This is a genomic window from Neobacillus niacini (assembly GCF_031456445.1).
GTDB classification, from domain to species: Bacteria; Bacillota; Bacilli; order Bacillales; family Cytobacillaceae; genus Neobacillus; species Neobacillus niacini_I.
The window spans coordinates 1-21,331 of the sequence record NZ_JAVDUQ010000004.1 but is presented as its reverse complement, the minus strand read 5'-3'; the positions used below and the strand labels follow the sequence as shown (position 1 = coordinate 21,331).

Below are 21,331 nucleotides of genomic sequence, written 5' to 3'. Positions count from 1 at the left end.
GGTCGTTGTTTTTGTTGTGTGTGAACAAATTCTGACAATTCCGCAAATTGTTGCGGAATTATAGGGAATTTCCGCGGAAATAGTAACGAGTTGATCGATTAAACTCCTAACTGTCCAAAATACTATTGAATTTCTGCTAAATTGTATTTTTTGTCCAATTTCAAAAAACTAGCAATAGGTTTTACAGCTGCAATTTGATAAAATATAGTTTAAGAGATTTTGCAGAACTATTTATAAAGGCAGGTGACAAAAAATTGGCGCAAATATGGGTTATAGAACTGCTAAAAGGAATTGGCAAGTTATTTCTTCATCCCATTTTCTACTATCTTCTATTTTTATCAGGAATTTTAGGGGTAATGAGAGTAAAGCGGGAACGGAAAAATTTCCATGTTCGGGCTCATGATGCTTATTTTGAGCTTCGGCAGCTTTTTCCTCTGGGAACGGTTGTAGGTCTCGCGCTTTCGATTGTGTCGATCGTAGCCGGGATCGCGGTTCCGTTTGCTGCAATTCTTCTAATTGCTGCCTTTACATTTTTATGGAGCTTTACGGCTAATATTCGGTTGATGTCGCCTGTATATACAGTTGGGGCTACATTTTTTACTTTAATCATCATGGCTGAAAACAAATGGTCCATTCCGATATTTACGGGATCCTTTGAGTCGCTTGATCAGAAGGTATATCCTTCAGTAACTGTTTTATTGGCTCTCTTATTTATTGCCGAGGGAGTAATGATTGTAAAAAACGGCAGCAAAGGAACCTCTCCTAAACTTGTAAAAAGTAAGCGGGGGCAGCGTGTTGGGGCCCACGAGGTAAAACGATTATGGTTTTTGCCAATGTTTCTTCTCGTACCAGGAAATGCCCTTAGCCTTCCGTTTGACTGGTGGCCTGTTTTTCATGTTGGTGCTGAAAAGTACTCACTCATGCTGGTTCCATTTGCAATCGGGTTTCAACAGCAAGTTCAAGGGATGCTTCCAAAAGCGACCATTCAGCTTTATGGCAGACGGGTGATCGTCCTTGGCTCGATTATCGCAATTCTATCCATAGTCGGCTGGTGGTATCCGCTTATTTCCATTATTGTAGCGGCAATAGCCGTGATTAGCCGTGAATCATTAGCGTTAATCCAAAAATTAAAAGATGATGGTCTTCCATTTTATTTTTCAAGAAAGAATAATGGTTTGATGATTCTTGGAATCATTCCGGATTCCCCAGCAAGTAAAATGGAACTGAAGGTTGGAGAGCTTGTGACCAAAGTTAATAGTGTTGCCACCCACGACGAAAAGGCCTTTTATGAAGCACTGCAAAAAAATCGGGCTCATTGTAAACTCGAGGTCCTCGATACAAACGGAGAAATACGCTTCGTCCAGAGAGCCTTATACGATGGCGATCATCACGAACTGGGAATCCTTTTTGTTCAGGATGAGCGGAAGTTTGAGAATGAGAAAATTGGCTAGTGGAAATTTTCATAAATAAGCGGAATGCTTTCATAGATTACCGGAACTGATTTGTCTAAAATCTCTCGAATTTTCATATTTCTTCGGATTATTCTTCATTATCAATCGAATTTGTTAATCGAATATTAGGCGAGAGAATTGTTTCTCTCGCTGTTTTTATTGGGCGGTTAATATATGAATAATAATTATTTATTATGTTTTGAAAAAACTTTTGAAAATTAGAGTATAACAGGTTATATTCAGCGTATAGTTTTTTTAAAAACTGGCTAGTAGAATTTTAAGAATAAATTTTGCCTAAAGTTTTTGATCTTTTTTTTATAAATATTGCTACGAAATACATGATTGGAAAACCGAGAATGCATATTCCCGAAAGAATAGAAAACATAATATTTCCTTGACTAGAACCATAATAATTTAAAAGTATTCCGCCTGCCAATGGCCCTATTACTCCTCCAAGTTCTGAAAATCCTACAGCTCCAAAATAGGTTCCCTTAAGTTCAGGCTTAGCTACTTCATCAATAAATATATCCCACATGGAAAACATAAGTACCTCTCCAATTGTAAATATAATAGTTGCTACATACACTTGCCAAGATTGTTCGGAAATCCCAAATCCGATTAACCTCGTACCCATTATTAGAGCGCTAAACATGATAGACACTGAGGCGGAATATTTCTTTCCAATACGAGTTAGTGGGTACTGAACAAATAAAACTGTTACACCGTTTAACATGATTATTTGAGAAAATAATTTTGTACCTTTACCAGAGTTCGTTGATAATGCTAGATATTGAGGTACAGTTGAGCTCAATTGTGAAAACCCTGCGTATATACATATCATTCCGAGTAATGCTAATAGAAAGACTTTGTCTTGACTGATAACGCTTAGGGAATTTTTAATTGTAATACGTGAGATTTGTTTTTTATGGTCATCAGGTATTTTTAAAAGCTCTAAACTGAATGATTAAACTCATCATATATATAGAGTATATAAGTGCCGCTACGAAGAATGGCAGGCCACTTTCCGCACTTCCTATTTGTAGACCAATTAAAGGACCAACTACAGCACCTGCGTTAATGGCTCCGTAGCGAAGGTTAAAGACCAACAGACGGTCTTCCGGAATTGTTATATCAGCAAGTAAGGCCTTCGATGCTGGTTCGAAGAAGGATCTACAACAACCATTTAAGGCACTTAGGACAAGGGATGTTAGCATACTTGTCGCTATTCCATAACTTATAAAAACAATGATCCATGCTGTCATTGAGCTCAATATAATTTTTTTGCTCCCATATCGATCAGATAAACTCCCACCGAAAAAACTAGTAAATACCGCTGCAAGGGAACTATTTCCTATAATGATACCTGTGGTTTGGGGAGATATTGACTTTGTTGTTGTAAGATAAATAGCTAAAAAAGAAATACTCATAGAAGTTGCCATTCTAGCAAAAAATGTCCCTAATATGATATTTAAAGCAAGGGGATTATCACAAATTATCGGGCAACTCTCTCTCAACAAAAGCTAGGAAAGGGAATAACTGCGTTTATTCTCTTCCAAGCTAGTAATTGTAATCAGTTTGTAGACTTTTGTAGACAATCACCTGATGTCATTGATCTATACAGGATCAGCGGTCAATATAACTATTTGATGAAAGTGGTCACAAAGTCTCCAGAGACATTAGAAGCTTTTAGCGACTCATGCAACAAATTGGGTATCCCAACAATTATAATGGTTTTATCTACGCGTTTTGAACAGAAAGTTATGCTTCCGGAGTTCCCTATGGAATAATAAAGGATAATCATTTAGCGTTATGCAGAAATCGCCACATGGGTAAAAAACATGGCAGATCAAAAAGGATTGAAGACTCCGAGTGCAGAGGTTGTCTTAATTAATCAGCAATCCAGATTGCTTCCTTATCTTCCTAAAAAAGTAAGCTGCCAAATTGAAAAAAGGTTGAATAAATTGGGTGTAAGAATTCTCCATAAGGTAAAGGTGAATCATGTCGAAAAGAATAAAATTGTAGGACATGACGGTTCTGAAATTTTATCCCATTATAGTATTTGGACGGTTGGATTAAAATCACAACCATGTCTGCAAAAATTAGGACTTCCATTAGAAAATAATGGTAAAATACTTATTGATAGCTGGAGATTTTCAAAGCTTTTATTGCATTGGCCTCAGACCAACGGATGGGGTCGTCTGGGCGCAAAAATGGGGCATTGATTTTGTTCTTTCAGGTAAAATTGGTGTCAAGATGAGAGACTTTACTTGGAATCTCGCTAGTTTAATTGACTCGCAGTGATGAATGAGGAATCCTGATAAGCTGAAACTATAGGTTAGGAAGGTTTGGACTACAGGTGTGATGAATCGTTTTACAGCTATAAAAACTGTGGGCCTATGCCACAGTGTTCAGGTTTGTACAAAAGAATTATTCAAATCATTGGGCATGGATTCTGAAGGTGTTGAGGAAAAGATTGCAGGGATTAACCATATGGCATGGCTGTTGGAAGTAAAAAGAAATGGTGAGGATCTCTATCCATTCATTCCGATTACACGTCATGCCGTATACGCCATCTTTTCTAGCTAAACAATTTTATTTGCTTCATAATATAGAGCAGTGGACGCAGATTTTAAATGAATATTCACAAACATAAGGGATATAACAAGGAATTTAAAAAGACCAAATCATATGCGATTTGGTCTTCAAATTAATATGCTCTTTCCAATGTTTCTCCACAAAACTGCTTAATATTGAGTGCTTTCCTTATGAATTCGCTTCACTTACTGAACAAATTTTTTACCCCTTTATAAATTAAAACGAGTGAGAAGACTAGAACAGTAAGTATGCCAAGGATATTAGTGACTGGGGAAATGCTTTCAAGAAATGAATCAGTTAAAGGAAGTTTAATAAGTGCAAAACCAGATAATATCGTTACAAAGAATAAGAAAAACCGATTATCCATTGCTTCCACCTCCTTTAGATGTGATTGATAAATTATATTACTTGAATGTTACGAATATGTCAGTTGTGTAAAAAATTATGCAAACGGGTGCAATGGCTATATTTACAGTAAATCTAAAAAGAATATTGAAGCTAATGAATCATTAATAAGGGAGATATAGACCCCCAATCACACAAAAAACGACTCAGAAATTCAAATTCTGGGTCGTTTTTTGATCCACTTCTATAATCCCTCCAAAAAATCCGAAGGATTTTCAGTGCCCTCGGCAAAATTGGCATCTTTTTGTGAAATTCCACAAAAGGATACCGTATTTTTCTCCTTTTCTAAGGTTGAAAAAATATTTCGAACATTCTATAATCGGAATGCAATAAGATAAATCAAAGGGGAGAAAATCTAATGAATGTCGGAATACCGAAGGAATTAAAAATATTCCCAAGTCCAAGTAGTACAGATTTCTTGTAATACCTATCCTTTCCACAAAAACCTTTTAAAATTTTTTTTGTAGTGTTTTTGTCGAATAATGTAGTTTTTTTATATTACGGATGACCTCTAAATAGGGAGGACAAGATAAGAGAGGGACTTCCAAAACGAAAAATTTTTGTATAATTAGGATTTGGTAAATCTATAATGTGAGACTGTAAGACTTAAATTTTCTGAATTTTTGAAAATAAAAGAACATCAAGGAGAGATGCATGAATGAATCTTTTTCGTAAAAAATCCATTAGCAGTTTACTTGCTAATGCAGAACAAAAAGAAACAAGTTTGAAAAAAGCACTTGGCGCCTTTGATTTAACGATGTTGGGAGTCGGTGCTGTTATTGGGACCGGGATCTTCGTCCTGACTGGTGTCGTTGCTGCACAGCATTCAGGTCCGGCTATTATTCTTTCTTTTATCTTGTCAGGCTTAGCTTGTGTATTTGCTGCCCTTTGCTATGCTGAATTCGCTTCTGCTGTGCCTGTATCAGGAAGTGCCTATACGTATGGTTATGCGGTATTTGGAGAATTACTCGCTTGGATTCTTGGATGGGATCTGATCCTGGAATATGGACTAGCCTGTGCAGTTGTTGCCAGCGGATGGTCCGGTTATTTCCAAGGGCTGCTTACAGGGTTTGGTATTCATCTGCCGGCTGCTATCAGCAGCGCTTATAATCCCTCACAGGGAACATATGTCGATGTTATGGCTATCGTAATCGTCTTGATTCTTGCCTTCATCTTAACTCGAGGAGTAAAGGAATCGACGCGTTTAAACAATGTTATGGTGTTATTGAAGATCGCTGTTGTACTTTTATTTATAATTGTAGGTGTAAAGTATGTGAAGCCGGGAAACTGGACACCGTTTATGCCATTTGGTTTTTCGGGAGTTGTGAACGGGGCAGCTACCGCATTTCTTGCTTATATCGGGTTTGACGCTGTTTCATCAGCTGCAGAAGAGGTAAAAAATCCGCAGCGCAATATGCCCATTGGAATTATTTCGTCATTACTCATTTGTATAGTCCTGTACGTGAGCGTATCCGCTATTCTGACAGGGATGGTGCCTTATACACAATTAAATGTGAAAAATCCGGTTGCGTTTGCACTTCAATATGTTCACCAAGATTGGATTGCCGGTTTTATTTCTCTCGGCGCCATTATCGGGATTACAACGGTATTATTTGTTATGATGTATGGACAAACTAGACTTTTCTTTGCTATTAGCCGCGACGGTTTGCTTCCTAAGGGGTTGTCTAAAGTGAATTCGAAAACAAAGACGCCGGTGAAAAGCATCTGGTTAACAGCTTTAATGGCTTCCATCTTTTCAGGACTTGTTCCTATTAATCATTTAGCAGATTTGACGAATATCGGTACTCTGTTCGCTTTTATCGTCGTATCAATCGGTGTCATCGTACTGCGGAAAACACATCCGGACTTAAAGCGCTCGTTTAAAGTACCGTTCTCACCTGTATTGCCTATCTTATCGATTTTATCCTGCGGCTACTTAATGGTTAACCTTTCATCCCTAACATGGCTTGGTTTTGCAATATGGTTCATCATCGGTCTTGTATTGTATACGAGTTACGGATATAAAAATAGTCTTCTATCAAACAAAAATATCAAGTAAAGAGGACAATAGAAGCCTCTATTACGACAAATGGAGCCACAAGCTCCATTTTTATTTTGGGTTCTAACAATTCTCGATAGACAGACCCTTTTATGATAATTGTTTTACCGATCATACCCTTAAGTTTATCTTGGAATGTTGACATATTGTTCATCTTTTACATTAAAGTGTTTTTTATCTTAATCATTGGTCCGAAAAATCGGAATTTCGATTTAGGGGGATTGGCGGGTCATCGTTCTTTTATTGAAAATGGGTTATAATGACAGTAAGCGGCCTTGTGCATCCATTATAAATCACAAGGCCGCTTATACTATTTCTTCATTCATTATTTTTTACTAACCTTTCTACCTATTGCCATAGTTGGTTACGTTATATTAAAGAAAAGGGGGCGTTTTTTAGCATACATGGAAAATACTTAATAAAAAGATAACTTGTGTGAATACCCAGCGTCTTTGTAACACGCTTTCGCCTTTCTCATTTCATTGGAATCACCTTCTTTCTTTCTTGTTTTTCTTTAACCTCCTTTCTATGTATGATGTATTGCTTGTCCTAATCATATTAAAAAGTCACTATATTGTAAATACTCTAAAAATTCAGATTTATAGTTATTTTAATAGGTTTTCTCGCCCTTTCTCGTATTTTCTACAAATTTCACATGTTTTTAAAAGTTTTGTCGGTTTAAAGCGTTTTTATTGAAGATTTTCCAAGGTGAAAACCTCCAAATAAAATATTTGACATTCAAACGATGATTTGAATATTATATAATCAAACGAACATTTGAATATAAGAAGGTGAAGGCATGAAGGAACAGGATGTTTGCGAAATAACCTGTGTGGAATCCGAAAAAACTACCCGTATTCAACAGCATCTGCAAAATCGAAGTATCGTTGAAGTTACGAAAATCTTTAAAGCGTTAGCCGATGAAACGAGAATGAAAATTGCTTTTGCCCTAACCTTAGAGGAAGAACTTTGTGTTTGTGATGTGGCGAATATTGTGGGAGCAACAACCGCAACAGCTTCCCATCACCTACGCCATTTAAAAGGCTTAGGTCTTGCAAAATATCGAAAAGAGGGCAAGCTTGTTTATTATTCCCTTGATGACGGTCATGTAAAACAGCTCATTCACATCGCCTTTGCCCATCAGGAAGAGGTGGCCGGCCGTGAATCCATTTCAGTTAAGTAAATGCCTAATCATGACAGAGAAAAGAGGTGAACTGCTATGAGTGAAACAATAGAAAAAAGTGTTTACCGTGTGCAAGGCTTTTCCTGAACAAGCTGCGCCGCTAAGTTCGAAAAGAACGTAAAACACCTGGATGGTGTTGTTGACGCAAGTGTAAATTTTGGCGCATCCAAGCTAACAGTCTATGGAAATGCCAGTATTGAAGAATTGGAACAAGCCGGAGCTTTTGAAAAACTAAGCCTTTATCCTGAAAAAGAAAAACAGCAGCCTGCACCTAAGATCCCATTTTGGAAACGATATATTTCAATCAGTCTATCATTGCTTTTCCTCCTGACTGGATATATTTTTTCCGAAAACCTTCTGTTTGCAGCGGCAATCTTACTAGGAGGATTTTCACTTTTTAAAACAGGATTGAAGAATTTACTCCATCTTGATTTTGACATGAAAACCCTCATGACCATTGCCATCATTGGTGCCGCTATCATCGGTGAATGGCAGGAAGGGGCAGTCGTGGTTATCCTATTTGCGATTAGCGAAGTGCTTGAGAGCTATTCCATGGATAAAGCGCGATCATCCATTCGTTCTTTAATGCAAATAGCTCCAACAGAGGCATTGATTATTCGTAATAATGTAGAAATCACCCTCCAGGCAGAGGATATTGAAGTAGGGGACATCATGGCTGTCAAACCCGGGAATCGGATTGCCATGGATGGGGTGGTGGTTGAAGGCCTATCGTCAGTCAATCAAGCAGCTATCACCGGTGAGTCCGTTCCAATTGAAAAAACGGTTGGGAACGAAGTGTTTGCTGGGACACTGAATGAAGAAGGCTTTTTAAAAGTAAAGGTAACCAAATTAAGCGAAGATACAACCATAGCAAAAATCATTCATTTAGTCGAAGAGGCGCAAGGAGAAAAGGCACCGTCCCAGCGGTTTGTGGACCGCTTTGCAAAATACTATACACCAGTGATTATCCTGATAGCTGCCTTGACAGCCGTCCTCCCGCCGCTTCTATTTCATGGGGATTGGAAAGAGTGGATCTATGAGGGGCTTGCCGTATTAGTCGTCGGCTGCCCGTGCGCACTCGTCATCTCGACCCCTGTTTCCATCGTGACCGCCATCGGAAACGCGGCAAGAAAGGGCGTGCTGATTAAAGGCGGCAGCTTTCTAGAAGAAGCTGGAGCCATCAAGGCCATTGCCTTCGATAAAACGGGAACTTTAACCAAAGGAACTCCAACCGTTACCGATTTTATCAGCTTTTGTGAAAAGGAACCTAATGAAGTACTCGCCATCATTGCTGCACTTGAAAGCCGGTCCCAGCACCCGCTTGCAGCTGCCATCCTTAAAAAGGCAGATCAACTGATGTATCAGAATATAGCTGTTGAAAAGTTTACATCCTATACAGGCAAAGGGATCATCGGAATAATCGAGGGAGTTGAATACAAGGTTGGTAACACGAAACTCTTTGAGATGATTCCGGATGAGGTTCGGGCAAAAATCACTGTTCTCCAAAGCCAAGGTAAAACGGTGATGATGGTCGGGGCTCAAAAAGAAGTTCTAGCATTGATTGCGGTAGCAGATGTGGTTCGTGACAGCAGCCGTGAAGTCATTTCCCGACTCCATCAACTTGGAATCGAACAGACGATTTTACTGACTGGGGATAATCAAGCCTCGGCTGAAGCAATTGGGCAAAATACTGGCGTTAAAAAAATAGAAGCTGAACTGCTTCCAGAGGATAAATTGAATTTTATCAAAAGGCTTAAACACCAGTTTGGCCGGGTTGCCATGGTAGGGGATGGCGTCAATGATGCGCCGGCATTGGCATCAGCAACGATCGGGATTGCCATGGGCGGAGCAGGTACGGACACAGCTCTCGAAACGGCGGACATCGCTTTAATGAACGATGACCTGACGAAGCTTCCATTCACGATTCACCTTAGCCGTAAAACATTAAAGATTATTAAGCAAAATATTACGTTTTCGATTGTGATTAAAGTAGTTGCGCTACTACTGGTCGTCCCTGGCTGGCTTACTCTATGGATTGCAATATTTGCTGATATGGGGACAACTCTATTGGTTACTTTGAATGGACTAAGGCTGCTAAGAGTAAAGGATTAGCTGCGGGTCTCCTTCTAGTAAGGCGTTTCGTGAGATGTATCGAAAAAGATAGATCAGAAAAAAATAACATAATCGAAGTGCAGATAACAAAAGGGCCCTTTACATCATACAGTAATTGAGAGCTCTTAGGGGGGACTAAATTGGGACATCACCATCACCACGGACATGATCATGGACACCACCACCATCACCAACCAGCCAATTATGGATTTGCTTTTGGCTGTGGGATTACCTTAAATGTAATTTTTATCCTGATTGAGGTCATTTATGGAATCATCAGCGACTCGTTAGCATTACTTGCGGATGCGGGACACAATTTAAGTGATGTTCTCGGACTGGTCATTGCATGGATTGCAGTATGGTTAGGAAAAAAAGCACCGACCTCTAAACGAACGTATGGATTTAAAAAAAGTTCCATTCTTGCTGCCCTTTTTAATGCAGTATTTTTACTTGTAGCAATTGGTGCTATCGCTTGGGAAGCGATTCAAAGATTTTCAGCTCCTGCTCCTGTTGCCGGGAAGACTGTCATCATTGTTGCTCTTATAGGCATCGTAATAAACACAATAACCGCATTACTATTTATGTCAGGAAGAAAAAATGATTTAAATATTCGTGGGGCCTATTTACACATGATGGCTGATGCTGTAGTGTCACTAGGTGTTGTCATATCAGGTTTTATTATGCTGTGGTCTGGTTGGCAGTGGATTGACCCGCTTGTCAGCTTGATCATTGCCATCGTTATTTTCATTGGTACATGGGGCCTATTAAGTGAATCATTAAATTTATCTCTTGATGCCGTTCCAAATGGCATAGATGTCGATAAAGTTAATCGTTATTTAAAAAATTTACCAACGGTTTTGGAAGTACATGATTTGCATGTTTGGGGAATGAGTACGACGGAGCCTGCTTTAACCGTACACCTTGTCCGTTCGGAAATTACGGATAATGATCAATTGCTACAACAGTTGAATAAAGAGCTTCATGACCAATTTGGAATTGAACATACCACCATTCAAATTGAAAAAGGTACATTCAACTGTACCCAAGCCCCGGTTGATTCTATTTAATCGCTAAGCAAAAAAAAACAACGAATGACTATATAGAGAGCAAATATTTATACTAAAACTTAATAATAATGAGCTAAAACAGCCTCTTTTGGAATAAAAGGGGCTGTTTTTTATTCCAACATTAAACGAAATATTGAGCAAAATATATACCAAATACGATTACTATTTGTTATATGATTACTAATACATACCTATAAAATGACCTCATTTTACTACCACAACAAACCAAAAAAGCTAATTATTCACAACAATATAATGGTGTGCTAAAATAAGAACGAATATTCCGGGAACAAGCGTTTGAATTTAGGGAGGCAACGAATGAAAGAATATAGTGTTAAAGAAGAAGCCCAACTTGTAGGAAAACATGAAGAAACTGTCAAGCGATGGATTCGGTCAGGTAAGTTGCCGAACTCGTACAGAAACAGCGATAAGGAAGGATGGAGAATTCAGAGGATGTACCCGTTAAGCTGAGCCAGATACAAACTGTTTGTAATGGTGCAGCAATATTTCCAGAAACCGATGCAAGTAAGGCTGTCCTACAAAGAAGTTAGATATTGGACCCAACTTTCGCTATGAATGGGAAACGACCAATATTTTTCACCCTCATCCCCGAACAGAGCAATTAATAAATAATTCATAATATATGTAAAGAACAATTTGACCGTGGCAGCAAGGACTTTTCTATAATCACCATAGGGGGGATCAGTTGTAAAAAAGGGACCGTCCATACAAACTACTCGTAATAAGGAGGGTGAAGGTTATAGGGCTTTGATGCAATGCTGGGCAGATTATGCTAACGGTACCATGAAAAAAACAAAAAACAAACAAGAAAATACTACATTAGACGAAATACTTGCAGGTATATCTGACCCGACCATTCGAGCATTAGTTGGCGTTGTTTTAGCTGAAAACCGCAAACTAAAGCGTGAGAATTCACTGCTTAAACAGCAAACAAAACTTACAATTGATATGAGAGCTCCTGCTCGACCTTTGTTAAATGCCAATGAAAACACTGAGGCATTACCACAAATAAGTAGTCTCCTTCCTTTGGAAATTACAGCACTACAAAATGCAATATCCGATGAATTTTTTACGGAATGGGGTTATACAACTGATGAACAAGGGCGAGTCAAGTATAAAGGTCGTACTATATATAAAGCTGGATATGTCACAGCAAAAAAAAATCATTTCAAATTACTCGAACTGATAATAAAGTTAAGGCTCTGTTAAACAATGATATTGATTTTTGTACAAAAGAAAAGGACCTCTTTCGAGGTTCTTTTAATTATTCCATATTTAACTAAAGCACCCTTTCGTTAAATAAAGCCTGGTTTTGTTATTTTTGCATTTTATAACCCTCATATACAAATTGCCATTCAAGAGGTGCTCTGTATTGATACGAATTAACCATTTGCTCAGTCTACGACCTCTATATTCAGGAAGTATAAAAACATCACCGATCCAAGAAAATCTAACAAGGTCAGATACAACCCTAGCAAAACCAACCTGTTTAGCAGGACCTTCATTGGGATTATCTTCGTAAACCACAATGAATTACTATCACCATTCCTTCCTGAACTCTTTCTTGAAGTTGTGGTAAAAGTGTTCGGTCCTATCCAAACTACGGAAAATCTGCTTATTTTACTAAAGCAAGCGAGCCCATTGGATCCCATGGCTGAAGTTCAATCGGATCTTGGTTATACGCTTCAACTAAATCCTTACTCAAGTATTTCTTATGTACAACAACTTGGTAAGCATATTCATCCATCCATTTGTCGCTCATGACAAAATAGCCTTTATTTCCCACGTCTTCTCCCCAACTATTTTCCACTTTCCATCGGTTCGGTTCCCCATCGACAAGATTCACTCCGGTTAGAACCATAGCATGAGTTAAACTGCTTTCTTTATAATCTAAACGCTCAGCTTTCGTAAGATTAAAGCGAATTCCAAAAGCTGATTCATAATCAAAAAGATCTGGATCAAGTATCCCCACCTTACGATCAGAATATCTTGCAACATCGGATCCAAACCAAACTGTTTCTCCATCTTTAATTTGTTGAATAGCTAGACTTTTCAGTGTCGGCATGTCAACATTGAGGTATTTCAGTTGTCTTCCATCTATGACATTCCCAAGATACTTAACTGTAAAAGTTTTTCCAAGTGATTTATCTTTTGTTGGAGCATTAATAATGCTGATATAGTCATCTAAATCTAGACCAACATATTTCTCAAAAAATGTGTGTGGCGTTAATTTTGTTTCTCTATGGAATTTACCTTTTTCATTTCGGTATTCAAAATCAAATGTCTTTGGTGGTTCTCCGAGTAAAAACACTAATATTTTGTAAATATCACCTAGCATGTTAAGTTTGTCTTCTTCTAACTCATGTTCAGTTCTTCCATCTTGATGCATACTTCGTAAAACAAATGCACAATCCCGTAACTTCGCATTGAGAATTGAATTTAATTCTGGAGAATCGCTGCTTTGGTATGATTCTGGCATCACTTGTTTTGGAACGACACCGTATTTTTTTACAAGGGAAACTAACATATCCCATTGGCCTCCATCTTGTTGTGGCTGGGTTAAAAGCCAAGAAACAAGTCTTCCTTCCAGGGGTTCGTCCAATGTTTTTAAAATACTTTCTAAAAAAAAGTTCGATTTTTCGAGTTTATCCCAGAACATCATGTAATTTTGTGATAACTCAAAGTCCTTAATGTTCAATTTTTCACTCATTCTATGTCGAAACGTATTAAGGGCCGCGAAAATCCAGCATCTTCCACTCTTTTTTTGATTTACGACTTTTCCAGTTTCTATTTCTTCTGAAAATACATAATTCATTTCTACAATTGCATGATTATTGAGAGTTGCACCATTAATTCCATTTGCTATAATGGCATCTTTTAATGCTTTATTCTCTCTTGTTATGTCAACCCCCTCTGCAAACTTTTCAATGTCTTTTTCAGAAATATCTTTCATGCCACTAACACCACCTTTTTTTATGCTTTATTTATATAGTGGTTTATTAAGGAATAAATATTCTGATCCTTGTTATAGTACATCCCGGTTTGAAATTAAAATACCTTGACTATCATATCCTGTGTTTCTCATTTTCCCGTATCCAAATCCGATACCCCTCTCTAAAACTTAGGTTCATGTATTAATTAAACACGCAGAAGATGCATCTTTTCCAATTAATCATACAACTGGTGCATTCTCACTTGCATTAGCAGTTCTATTTCGTCAACGAAAAATAGGATTAGAATTACTCGCACTAGCAATTTTAACTGATATTTCTCATTTATATGTTTGTCATCATTATCCATTTGATATAGTTGAAGTGTAATTGTGGGGATTTTGGTTAGTAAAGTGGTAGCTTATTTCTCGATCCGGTTCCCAATACAATCATTAAAATTTATAATCAAATTCCATTTTTTTAAAAGTTATGAAATAAATCCCTGTTTTATCTTTTTTTGTAGATAAAATAGGGATTTTATGATAAGGGGTAGCGTCAGGAAGCTCCAGTTACAACGTTAAGTATATTCCAATATTAAAAAGACCAATTCCTCAGCATTAAAATTGAGAAATTGCGCATTTTTCATTACTCCATAAACGCACCCGTTTGTTTAAGTACAATGTTTCACAAACTTAAACAAAACTCCTTCATATACGAATAACAGCGTTTAATCAGAATTAGTGTCAACAGTATATTTTTCCTTCAAAACAAAATACAGATACATTAATCTAACAGCTAATACAAACTTTTTCTTTTCTGTTAAAGAATCTGGATTTCGTAATAACTCTTCCAAGTCTGTCGTTTCTACTTCACCAAAAACGGCTAACGTCTCATAACTTATACCAATAATTCTATGCAATGAATCTATAATGGAACATATTCTTCGTGTATCATCTATATCGTCAATATGTGCCAAGAAAGAACTAATTTCTAATGGATGATAGGGATACACTGTTTCATTCTTATATAAAATCTTATTTATTAAATAGAGGAAACTCGTCTCAGGACGGGTTTTTTCTGATACGATGGAAATAACAACCAATAAGGGAGATGGCTAGTTATGAAGAAGAAGAAAGACATTTACATAGTAGTTATTTCGTCTGTTATTTTCCTCATTGTTCTTTCTGTCTTTATAACATGATGGTTGGTTCAGGGGCAAGTATTGCTATCATCATAATACTTATTATCGTAGCTGCATTATTATTCAGATTCAATCTTATGTAAAACAAAAAACTCGTCGTAATGACGAGTTTCTTTTTTATTAGTCTTTTTAAACCACAGGCTCTGCCTGTGTGCAAACGAAACTTGTAGAGTTGTACCAGAAAAAAACTCCAATCGTTATAATAGAAGATGGCCGTCAAACCAACTTCAAATAACGAGAGGAGTCCTGCTCAAATCGAGCGACAATAGTTTATCACATACAAGGTGGAATTGTAAGTACCATATCGTATTCATTCCAAAGTATAGAAGGAAAATTGTGTACGGGAAATTAAGAAGAGATATAGGTGCCATCTTAAGAAAACTATGCGATATGAAAGATGTAGAAATTATTGAGGCACATGCAATGCCAGACCATATTCACATGTTAGTCAAAATACCACCCAAAATGTCAGTTTCGTATTTTATGGGATATTTAAAAGGCAAGAGCTCTTTAATGATCCACGATAGACATGCAAATTTGAAATACAATCATGGAAATCGAACATTTTGGGCAAAAGGCTATTATGTAAGTACGGTTGGCTTAAATGAAAAGACAATCACAAAATATATTCGAGAGCAAGAAGCAGAGGACCGTTTGCGAGACAACATGAGCAAGCGAGAATATGTCGACCCATTCAAAGATAAATAGGAGAGTAAACGGTTGACGGTCAATTTTAAGGCCCCTTTGTTGGTAAAGTGCCCTTATAGGGCGAAATTAAAACCGCCCGTTCTACGGGCGGATACTTACTTAATAAGATTTCGTAAATGTTTTCGTACATATACCAAAACCTAAAACCAGTAATATCATGGTTCAATTGCGTTTTGTTATAGATATTACTATATATTTAATGACTCGTTGTTTTTTTGCTTACTTATTTTTTCAAAATGATTTTAAAGCATGTTCCTTTCCCAAACTCGCTTTTAACTGATATTTCCCCTCCATGCGCTTCCACTAATTGTTTCACAATCGCAAGACCTAATCCAAAACCCCCGGTCGATCTGGAACGGGATTTATCCACTCTGTATAAACGGTCAAAAATATGCGGAAGGTCCTCTTGCGGGATGCCTAGCCCTTGGTCATTCATCATCATATGAACGGCTTCATTTTCTTCAAAAACTTTTATTAGAGCAGTTGTATTTTCTTTTGAGTATTTAAGGCTGTTATCCAACAGGTTTAAAAGAACTTGCTCGAACCGTATGGGATCCAAATCAAAAGATAAATTTTTAGGGCATTCCAGCTTCAATTGGATGTTTCTATCCTTAAAGGCCGGTAAAATTTTTTCTAAGATAGATTGTAAATAATCATGAAGGTCAACCTGTTCTTTCGAAATGGAAAAGGTATTTTGATCCAATTTTGCGAGATCAAATAACTCCTTAAGTAATCGGCTGACGCGGTCTGCTTCCTCTTGGATAATATCCAGGTATTTGGCACGGTCTGTTTCCTCTAATTCCTTTCTTTTCGCAATATCCGCATAGCCCTTAATATAGGTTAAAGGTGTTCGAAGTTCATGAGAAATACTTGCAAGGAATTCATTTCTTTCCTGTTTTAAATAATTTAAATCATTTGCCAGAGTCTGAATGGATTGCGATAATTCCCCCAGTTCATCATGAGAAGGGGAGGAAAGGGTAACAGAAAAATTGCCCTTGCTTATTTTTTTGGTCGCTTCCTTCATGGAGATTAGCGGCTTAGTTAAAGCTTTCGATAAAAGGAAAATCGTAATGATCATAAAGAATAATATTAACAATGAGGCTAACAGAAAATGTCTATTTAATTGGGAGATTAGCTTTTGAACTTCATCTGTGTTCTTGAACATATAGACATATCCGGCTTTTTCTCCATTTTTATTAAAGGCTGTAACAGTTACAATATATTGTTCCTTTTGCCAATCAGATTGCAGAACTCGTCCATTTCTCGGAAGGTTATTGATCGATTTATTTAATATAGCCCTCATGCTCCGGTTAATTTTACTAGAGGAAAGCAGGACATCACCGGTTGTATTTGTGATGACAACTTCTGTATCTGTATGGGATTCCATTAATCCAATATGATGAAGTGTGGCTGCATCTGAATTGATTTCCAAGACAGCTCGATGACTATTGCCTCTTGCCTGAAGTGAATTTAGCTCCTGATGAACCTGGGAATGGACTAAATTGTTGTGTAAAAAAAACATTGAAAAAATTTCAATCACCAATATACAGAAAAAAAACCATAAGCCTAATTTAATGGAAATCTTCATGCCAGCCACCTCTTGTTTTAATTACTATCATTTTAAACTATTCATGTGAAGGAAATTTGCAGAATTTGTGACGATGAAATAAAATGCATAATTTCTCGATACTTTTTTGATAAATTATTCACATAAAGAATTTAATTTTTTTCTAAAGATAAATAGTCTGTTTGAGGTGAACGTAATGAAAAAAGTTGTTGTATTATCCGTTTTGTCCTTAAGTTTACTTCTTTCCGCATGTAGTTCAACTGAGGAGTCTAAAATTACCCCAGTAAAAAGCGGGAAAAGGATTGAAGATATTCACGGAGTAGGTGTATCAAATGATGGGACAACCTATGTTGCCACCCATGAAGGGCTTTTCTCCACAAAAGGCGTAGGGAAAACATGGAATAAAGTCGGCTCAACAAAGGATGATTTAATGGGATTCCATTTACGATCTGACGGAACGATGATGACGAGTGGACATCCAGGTACAAACTCGGAATATCCAAATCCAATCGGGATATTAATGAGTAGAGACAACGGGTTACATTGGAAAAAGCTAGAGTATGTTGGTAAAATTGACTTCCATATTCTCACAACCTATCATCATGATTCTAATATTATCTATGGACTAAATCAAATGGGTACGGGACAATATGGGGCTGGTATTTATAAAAGCACTGATGAAGGTAAAAATTGGACCAAGGTAGAACCAAAAGGATTGCCTAATGACCTCATGAAGGTTTATTCTCTTCTTGTTTTACCAGACAATAAAGACACTTTATTAGCAGGTACTGAAATGGGCGTGATGATTTCAAAAGATGGCGGGGAAAATTGGGATATGTTTGATGATACCCGGCTTATCACTGCTATGACTGTCATGCCTAATGGTAAAGACATTATTGCTTATTCAATGAGCAATATGGTTTCTGGTGTTATGATTAGTCAGGATAGTGGTCAAACTTGGTCGAAAATAGGTTTGGATTTAGGTGAAGATGCTGCTTCCTCCATTTCTGTAAATCAAAAGGACGAAAAACAGATAGCTGTTTCCACTTTTAGTACCTCGTTATATGAAACGAAAGACGAGGGACAGGATTGGAATCAAATGATTAAAGCCGGTAAGTTAAAATAAATGAAAAAAAGCAGTGATTATGCATTCATAATCGCTGCTTTTTCAAGTGGTTTTATTAATGTAATTCCGGATCTCCTTTTACCCATTTATACCCTATTCCCCAAACGGTGAAGAGATGGTTGTCAATCGGAAATCCTGCATTTCTTAATTTTTCTCTTAAATTTCGAATATGAGAATCTATCGTTCGGTCATCTATATTTGAATTTATCCCCCAAATGGCTGTCACTAAATGATCTCGGGAGTACACTTTTTGCGGACTTTTTAAAAACAATCCAATTAATGCAAATTCCTTCGGTGTTAGTGGAATAAGTTGTTTTTGAAATTTTAACTCCACCGTTTCTTCATTCCATTCTAATCCATTAAAAACAAGCTTATGATGATGATCGATTGAATGACTAGTTCTTCTTAACAATGCTTCAATCCTGGCCAATAACTCAGCTTCTTGAAATGGTTTCGTAACATAATCATCGGCACCATATTTTAATCCTTTGATGACATCGGCTGTTTCACTTCTAGCCGTTAGCATGATAATTGGAACATCTGAAAATTCCCTAATTTTTCGGCAGGTCAACCACCCATCCATTTCAGGCATCATCACATCAAGGAGTACGATGTCGACGTTTTCCTTCTTAATATGAGTTAAAGCCACTTTCCCTGATTCAGCCTTTATACATCTAAAATCATAAGGTGCTAAATATAGACATAAAAGGTCGAGCATACGGGTTTCATCATCCACTAGTAAAATTGTCTTCATCTCTCTCCCACCTTACTCTTGTTACTATCATTATAATAGAAAAAAATAGGAAGAAACTTTGCAGATTTAAGTGTTTTTTAATCATTTTATTTCGATTTTGTGTCAATTAGCTCAGTCTTCATAAAAGACAAATTTTGTCCAAGGAAAAACCATAATTTCTGCACATTTTTCCATTAAAGTGAAACCATGTTAATCAATAATCTTATTTTAAACATTTTGGGAATGAGGTGAATGGTTTTGAAAGCTAAATGGTTGTTGATGATTATGTTGGTTATTGTATTTTCGGGCGGAAGAATGGCTATGGCTCATGAAGGGGACCAAAAGATGCCATCAACATCAAGCCTTAATGGAAATGAGCATTCCGAAACCAACATGGAAGGAATGGATATGAGCGGGGACCACGGCAGTGATGGTCACGATATGGAAGGAATGGACATGAGCGGGGACCATAGCACGGATGGTCATGATATGGAAGGCAGTGGTCACTCACATGGACCGGTAATTGAAAAACCGGCCAACCTAAAGGTTTTGGGTACTTATGGTGCTGTTAACCTTTCCTTTATTGTGATTGGAATATGGAATAAGTGGTTTAGAAGAAAGGATGGTTCCAATGGCAATTCCAAATAATCAATTAGCTAAAGAGAAAAAAAGGATGGAAGAAAAACAGCCTTATAATCTATTAACCATACCCATCGTCAAAAAATTTATTCAAAGCCAGTGGTATCCAGGCATTTTTCAATGGATTGTCCTCATCGTTTTTTCCGTTATTGTTTATGAATTAGTAGCTGGAACGGTTGATCCAACGCGAAATGTCGGAACTTCGCTAACCTGGGTTTTATGGTGGCCATTAATCCCGATTTTTTTCTTGATAATAGGAAGGTTTTGGTGTGCGATTTGTCCATTTGGCAAATTGAGCGACATCGTTCGAAAAACGATTGGCAGCAATCGACCGATGCCGAAGTTTTTAAGAAAATACGGGCTTTGGATGATCGACCTTTTCTTTATCGCCATAACCTATAGCGATCATATTTGGGGGATTGTGGAATCACCAAGAGGCTCCGGTTATTTACTCCTTTTACTTGTGACGATGGTAGTAGGGACTTCGGTTTTCTATGAAAGAAGAACATTTTGTAAGACTCTTTGCTTCCTAGGAGGATTATCAGGTAACTATTCACGCTCCGGCTCACTAGAACTTCGTGGGACACCGGAGATTTGTAAGACGTGTAAAACTCAGGCCTGTTTTAAAGGAAGTGATAAGGCTGAAGGGTGTCCAATGTTTCAATTTGTCCGTACCATGGATTCATCGGCAGACTGTAACTTATGCGGAAACTGTGTGAAATCTTGTCCAAATAACTCTATACGGATTTCTCCAAGGGTACCCACATCCGAATTGTGGGGAATTAAAAAGCCAATGATTGAACATACCTTCTTAGCCGCAGTTATTATGGGAATTGTGTTTGTTCAAAACATAACAATGGTCGCCATTTGGCAGGATATCTTAAAATCAATTGGTGCCGTAACGGGAACAGATAATTATAATGTAAACTTTACGGTTGCCTTTATTATTTCAATGGCTATCCCGGTTGGGCTTTTATTTGCAACAGCAAAAATTGCTACTTTAACAGGTGGTTCTGTTGAGAAGGTAAAGAAAAACTTTATCCGGTTCGGTTATGCGATTATTCCACTTGATTTAGCGGGGCACCTTGCGCATAACTTATTCCACATCATTACAGAAGGAAAAGCCATCTGGTATAACACCGCGGCATTATTTGGAGTGAATGTGACAAGAGGGGATCTTGCCTTCGCACCTGCTTCATCTGTTCAAATGCTGCAGTATATCATTATCGTGATTGGTATGATTGGCTCCATCTATACAGCTTATCGAATTGGTAATAAAGGATCATTTAAAGCGTTAATGCCATACTACACATTAATGGTAGTACTTGCGGTGGCAAATATTTATTTGTTCTCCCTTCCAATGATGCACCGGGTCTAAAACTAAAAAAAACCTTAGCCACAAGATCAATTAAAATGTACCCTTTGTAAAGGACATTTTAAAAAAAGCCTAGGCAGTTTTAAGAAGATGATCTCTGTATTGAACAGGGGTCATCTTTTTTAAATTCCATTGGTATCTATAGTGATTGTAATAGAT

20 protein-coding genes and 3 pseudogenes are annotated in these 21,331 nt (G+C 37.4%); 14 read left to right on the top strand and 9 right to left on the bottom strand.

Features of this window, described 5'->3' with window-relative positions:
* Positions 1–254: 254 nt before the first annotated feature.
* Positions 255–1,451 (top strand): PDZ domain-containing protein, encoded by a 1,197-nt coding sequence (locus tag J2Y67_RS06020; protein ID WP_310171785.1) that lies wholly within the window; start codon positions 255–257, stop codon positions 1,449–1,451.
* Between the two features lie 277 nt (positions 1,452–1,728).
* On the opposite strand, the pseudogene J2Y67_RS27920 reads toward J2Y67_RS06020, so the two are convergent.
* Positions 1,729–2,947: pseudogene (locus tag J2Y67_RS27920) on the bottom strand (MDR family MFS transporter).
* Between J2Y67_RS27920 and J2Y67_RS27915 the strand changes: the two are divergent.
* The 3 genes and pseudogenes from J2Y67_RS27915 to J2Y67_RS06000 all read left to right on the top strand — a co-directional run.
* Positions 2,933–3,238, top strand: a complete 306-nt coding sequence (locus J2Y67_RS27915; RefSeq protein ID WP_396954053.1) for an Lrp/AsnC family transcriptional regulator — start codon at positions 2,933–2,935, stop codon at positions 3,236–3,238. The pseudogene J2Y67_RS27920 and the gene J2Y67_RS27915 sit on opposite strands and share 15 nt — an antisense overlap.
* A gap of 30 nt (positions 3,239–3,268) precedes the next feature.
* Positions 3,269–3,673 carry an FAD-dependent oxidoreductase gene (locus J2Y67_RS06005; protein ID WP_396954052.1) on the top strand — a complete coding sequence of 135 codons (405 nt, stop codon included), beginning with the start codon at positions 3,269–3,271 and terminating at the stop codon, positions 3,671–3,673.
* A 130-nt stretch (positions 3,674–3,803) separates the two neighbouring features.
* A pseudogene (locus J2Y67_RS06000) lies at positions 3,804–3,995 on the top strand (family 4 glycosyl hydrolase); the annotation flags it as partial.
* 232 nt (positions 3,996–4,227) lie between these two features.
* Here J2Y67_RS06000 and J2Y67_RS05995 read toward each other — a convergent pair.
* The gene (locus J2Y67_RS05995; protein ID WP_310171779.1) at positions 4,228–4,413 is read right to left on the bottom strand and encodes a hypothetical protein; all 186 of its coding nucleotides are present in this window, start codon (positions 4,411–4,413) and stop codon (positions 4,228–4,230) included.
* A gap of 696 nt (positions 4,414–5,109) precedes the next feature.
* Between J2Y67_RS05995 and J2Y67_RS05990 the strand changes: the two genes are divergently transcribed.
* Positions 5,110–6,510, top strand: coding sequence for an amino acid permease (locus tag J2Y67_RS05990; RefSeq protein WP_310171777.1), 1,401 nt, complete (start codon positions 5,110–5,112; stop codon positions 6,508–6,510).
* Here the strand turns inward: J2Y67_RS05990 and J2Y67_RS05985 are convergent.
* The gene (locus J2Y67_RS05985) at positions 6,503–6,655 is read right to left on the bottom strand and encodes a hypothetical protein (protein ID WP_310171775.1); all 153 of its coding nucleotides are present in this window, start codon (positions 6,653–6,655) and stop codon (positions 6,503–6,505) included. The genes J2Y67_RS05990 and J2Y67_RS05985 overlap by 8 nt on opposite strands.
* 654 nt (positions 6,656–7,309) lie before the next feature.
* On the opposite strand from J2Y67_RS05985, the gene J2Y67_RS05980 reads away from it, so the two are divergent.
* From J2Y67_RS05980 to gmtX, 5 genes and pseudogenes are all read left to right on the top strand, one after another.
* The gene (locus tag J2Y67_RS05980) at positions 7,310–7,693 is read left to right on the top strand and encodes an ArsR/SmtB family transcription factor (RefSeq protein ID WP_310171772.1); all 384 of its coding nucleotides are present in this window, start codon (positions 7,310–7,312) and stop codon (positions 7,691–7,693) included.
* Positions 7,694–7,729: 36 nt separating this feature from the next.
* Positions 7,730–9,805: a heavy metal translocating P-type ATPase gene (locus J2Y67_RS05975; RefSeq protein WP_310171770.1), complete on the top strand. Its 2,076-nt coding sequence runs from the start codon at positions 7,730–7,732 to the stop codon at positions 9,803–9,805.
* A 140-nt stretch (positions 9,806–9,945) separates the two neighbouring features.
* The gene (locus J2Y67_RS05970) at positions 9,946–10,872 is read left to right on the top strand and encodes a cation diffusion facilitator family transporter (protein ID WP_310171769.1); all 927 of its coding nucleotides are present in this window, start codon (positions 9,946–9,948) and stop codon (positions 10,870–10,872) included.
* 318 nt (positions 10,873–11,190) lie between these two features.
* Positions 11,191–11,343, top strand: coding sequence for a helix-turn-helix domain-containing protein (locus tag J2Y67_RS05965; protein ID WP_310171766.1), 153 nt, complete (start codon positions 11,191–11,193; stop codon positions 11,341–11,343).
* A gap of 252 nt (positions 11,344–11,595) precedes the next feature.
* Positions 11,596–12,102, top strand: a pseudogene (gmtX, locus tag J2Y67_RS05960) (gamma-mobile-trio protein GmtX); the annotation flags it as partial.
* Between the two features lie 66 nt (positions 12,103–12,168).
* On the opposite strand, the gene J2Y67_RS27910 reads toward gmtX, so the two are convergent.
* From J2Y67_RS27910 to J2Y67_RS05950, 3 genes are all read right to left on the bottom strand, one after another.
* Positions 12,169–12,420 carry a GNAT family N-acetyltransferase gene (locus J2Y67_RS27910; protein WP_396954048.1) on the bottom strand — a complete coding sequence of 84 codons (252 nt, stop codon included), beginning with the start codon at positions 12,418–12,420 and terminating at the stop codon, positions 12,169–12,171.
* 88 nt (positions 12,421–12,508) lie between these two features.
* Entirely contained in the window at positions 12,509–13,846 is a 1,338-nt protein-coding gene (locus J2Y67_RS05955) for a C1 family peptidase (protein WP_310171763.1), read from the bottom strand.
* 704 nt (positions 13,847–14,550) lie between these two features.
* Complete coding sequence (locus tag J2Y67_RS05950; protein ID WP_310171760.1) at positions 14,551–14,925, bottom strand: HTH domain-containing protein; 375 nt, start codon at positions 14,923–14,925, stop codon at positions 14,551–14,553.
* A gap of 345 nt (positions 14,926–15,270) precedes the next feature.
* Here J2Y67_RS05950 and tnpA point away from each other — a divergent pair, with 345 nt between their 5' ends.
* The gene (gene tnpA, locus J2Y67_RS05945) at positions 15,271–15,732 is read left to right on the top strand and encodes an IS200/IS605 family transposase (protein ID WP_310172120.1); all 462 of its coding nucleotides are present in this window, start codon (positions 15,271–15,273) and stop codon (positions 15,730–15,732) included.
* A gap of 223 nt (positions 15,733–15,955) precedes the next feature.
* Here tnpA and J2Y67_RS05940 read toward each other — a convergent pair whose 3' ends face one another.
* Positions 15,956–17,320, bottom strand: coding sequence for a sensor histidine kinase (locus tag J2Y67_RS05940; RefSeq protein ID WP_310171757.1), 1,365 nt, complete (start codon positions 17,318–17,320; stop codon positions 15,956–15,958).
* 175 nt (positions 17,321–17,495) lie between these two features.
* Here J2Y67_RS05940 and J2Y67_RS05935 point away from each other — a divergent pair, with 175 nt between their 5' ends.
* Complete coding sequence (locus tag J2Y67_RS05935) at positions 17,496–18,425, top strand: F510_1955 family glycosylhydrolase (protein WP_310171755.1); 930 nt, start codon at positions 17,496–17,498, stop codon at positions 18,423–18,425.
* Between the two features lie 55 nt (positions 18,426–18,480).
* Here J2Y67_RS05935 and J2Y67_RS05930 read toward each other — a convergent pair whose 3' ends face one another.
* A complete protein-coding gene (locus J2Y67_RS05930) occupies positions 18,481–19,179 on the bottom strand; it encodes a response regulator transcription factor (RefSeq protein ID WP_310171753.1) in 699 nt (232 codons plus the stop codon).
* A 237-nt stretch (positions 19,180–19,416) separates the two neighbouring features.
* On the opposite strand from J2Y67_RS05930, the gene J2Y67_RS05925 reads away from it, so the two are divergent.
* The gene (locus J2Y67_RS05925; RefSeq protein WP_310171751.1) at positions 19,417–19,806 is read left to right on the top strand and encodes a hypothetical protein; all 390 of its coding nucleotides are present in this window, start codon (positions 19,417–19,419) and stop codon (positions 19,804–19,806) included.
* On the top strand, positions 19,790–21,175 hold the full coding sequence (locus J2Y67_RS05920) for a 4Fe-4S binding protein (RefSeq protein WP_310171748.1): 1,386 nt from the start codon (positions 19,790–19,792) through the stop codon (positions 21,173–21,175). The genes J2Y67_RS05925 and J2Y67_RS05920 overlap by 17 nt, the downstream gene beginning before the upstream one ends.
* Positions 21,176–21,244: 69 nt before the next feature.
* Here J2Y67_RS05920 and J2Y67_RS05915 read toward each other — a convergent pair.
* A partial coding sequence (locus tag J2Y67_RS05915; RefSeq protein ID WP_157761917.1) for an IS3 family transposase occupies positions 21,245–21,331 on the bottom strand: 87 nt, incomplete at its 5' end.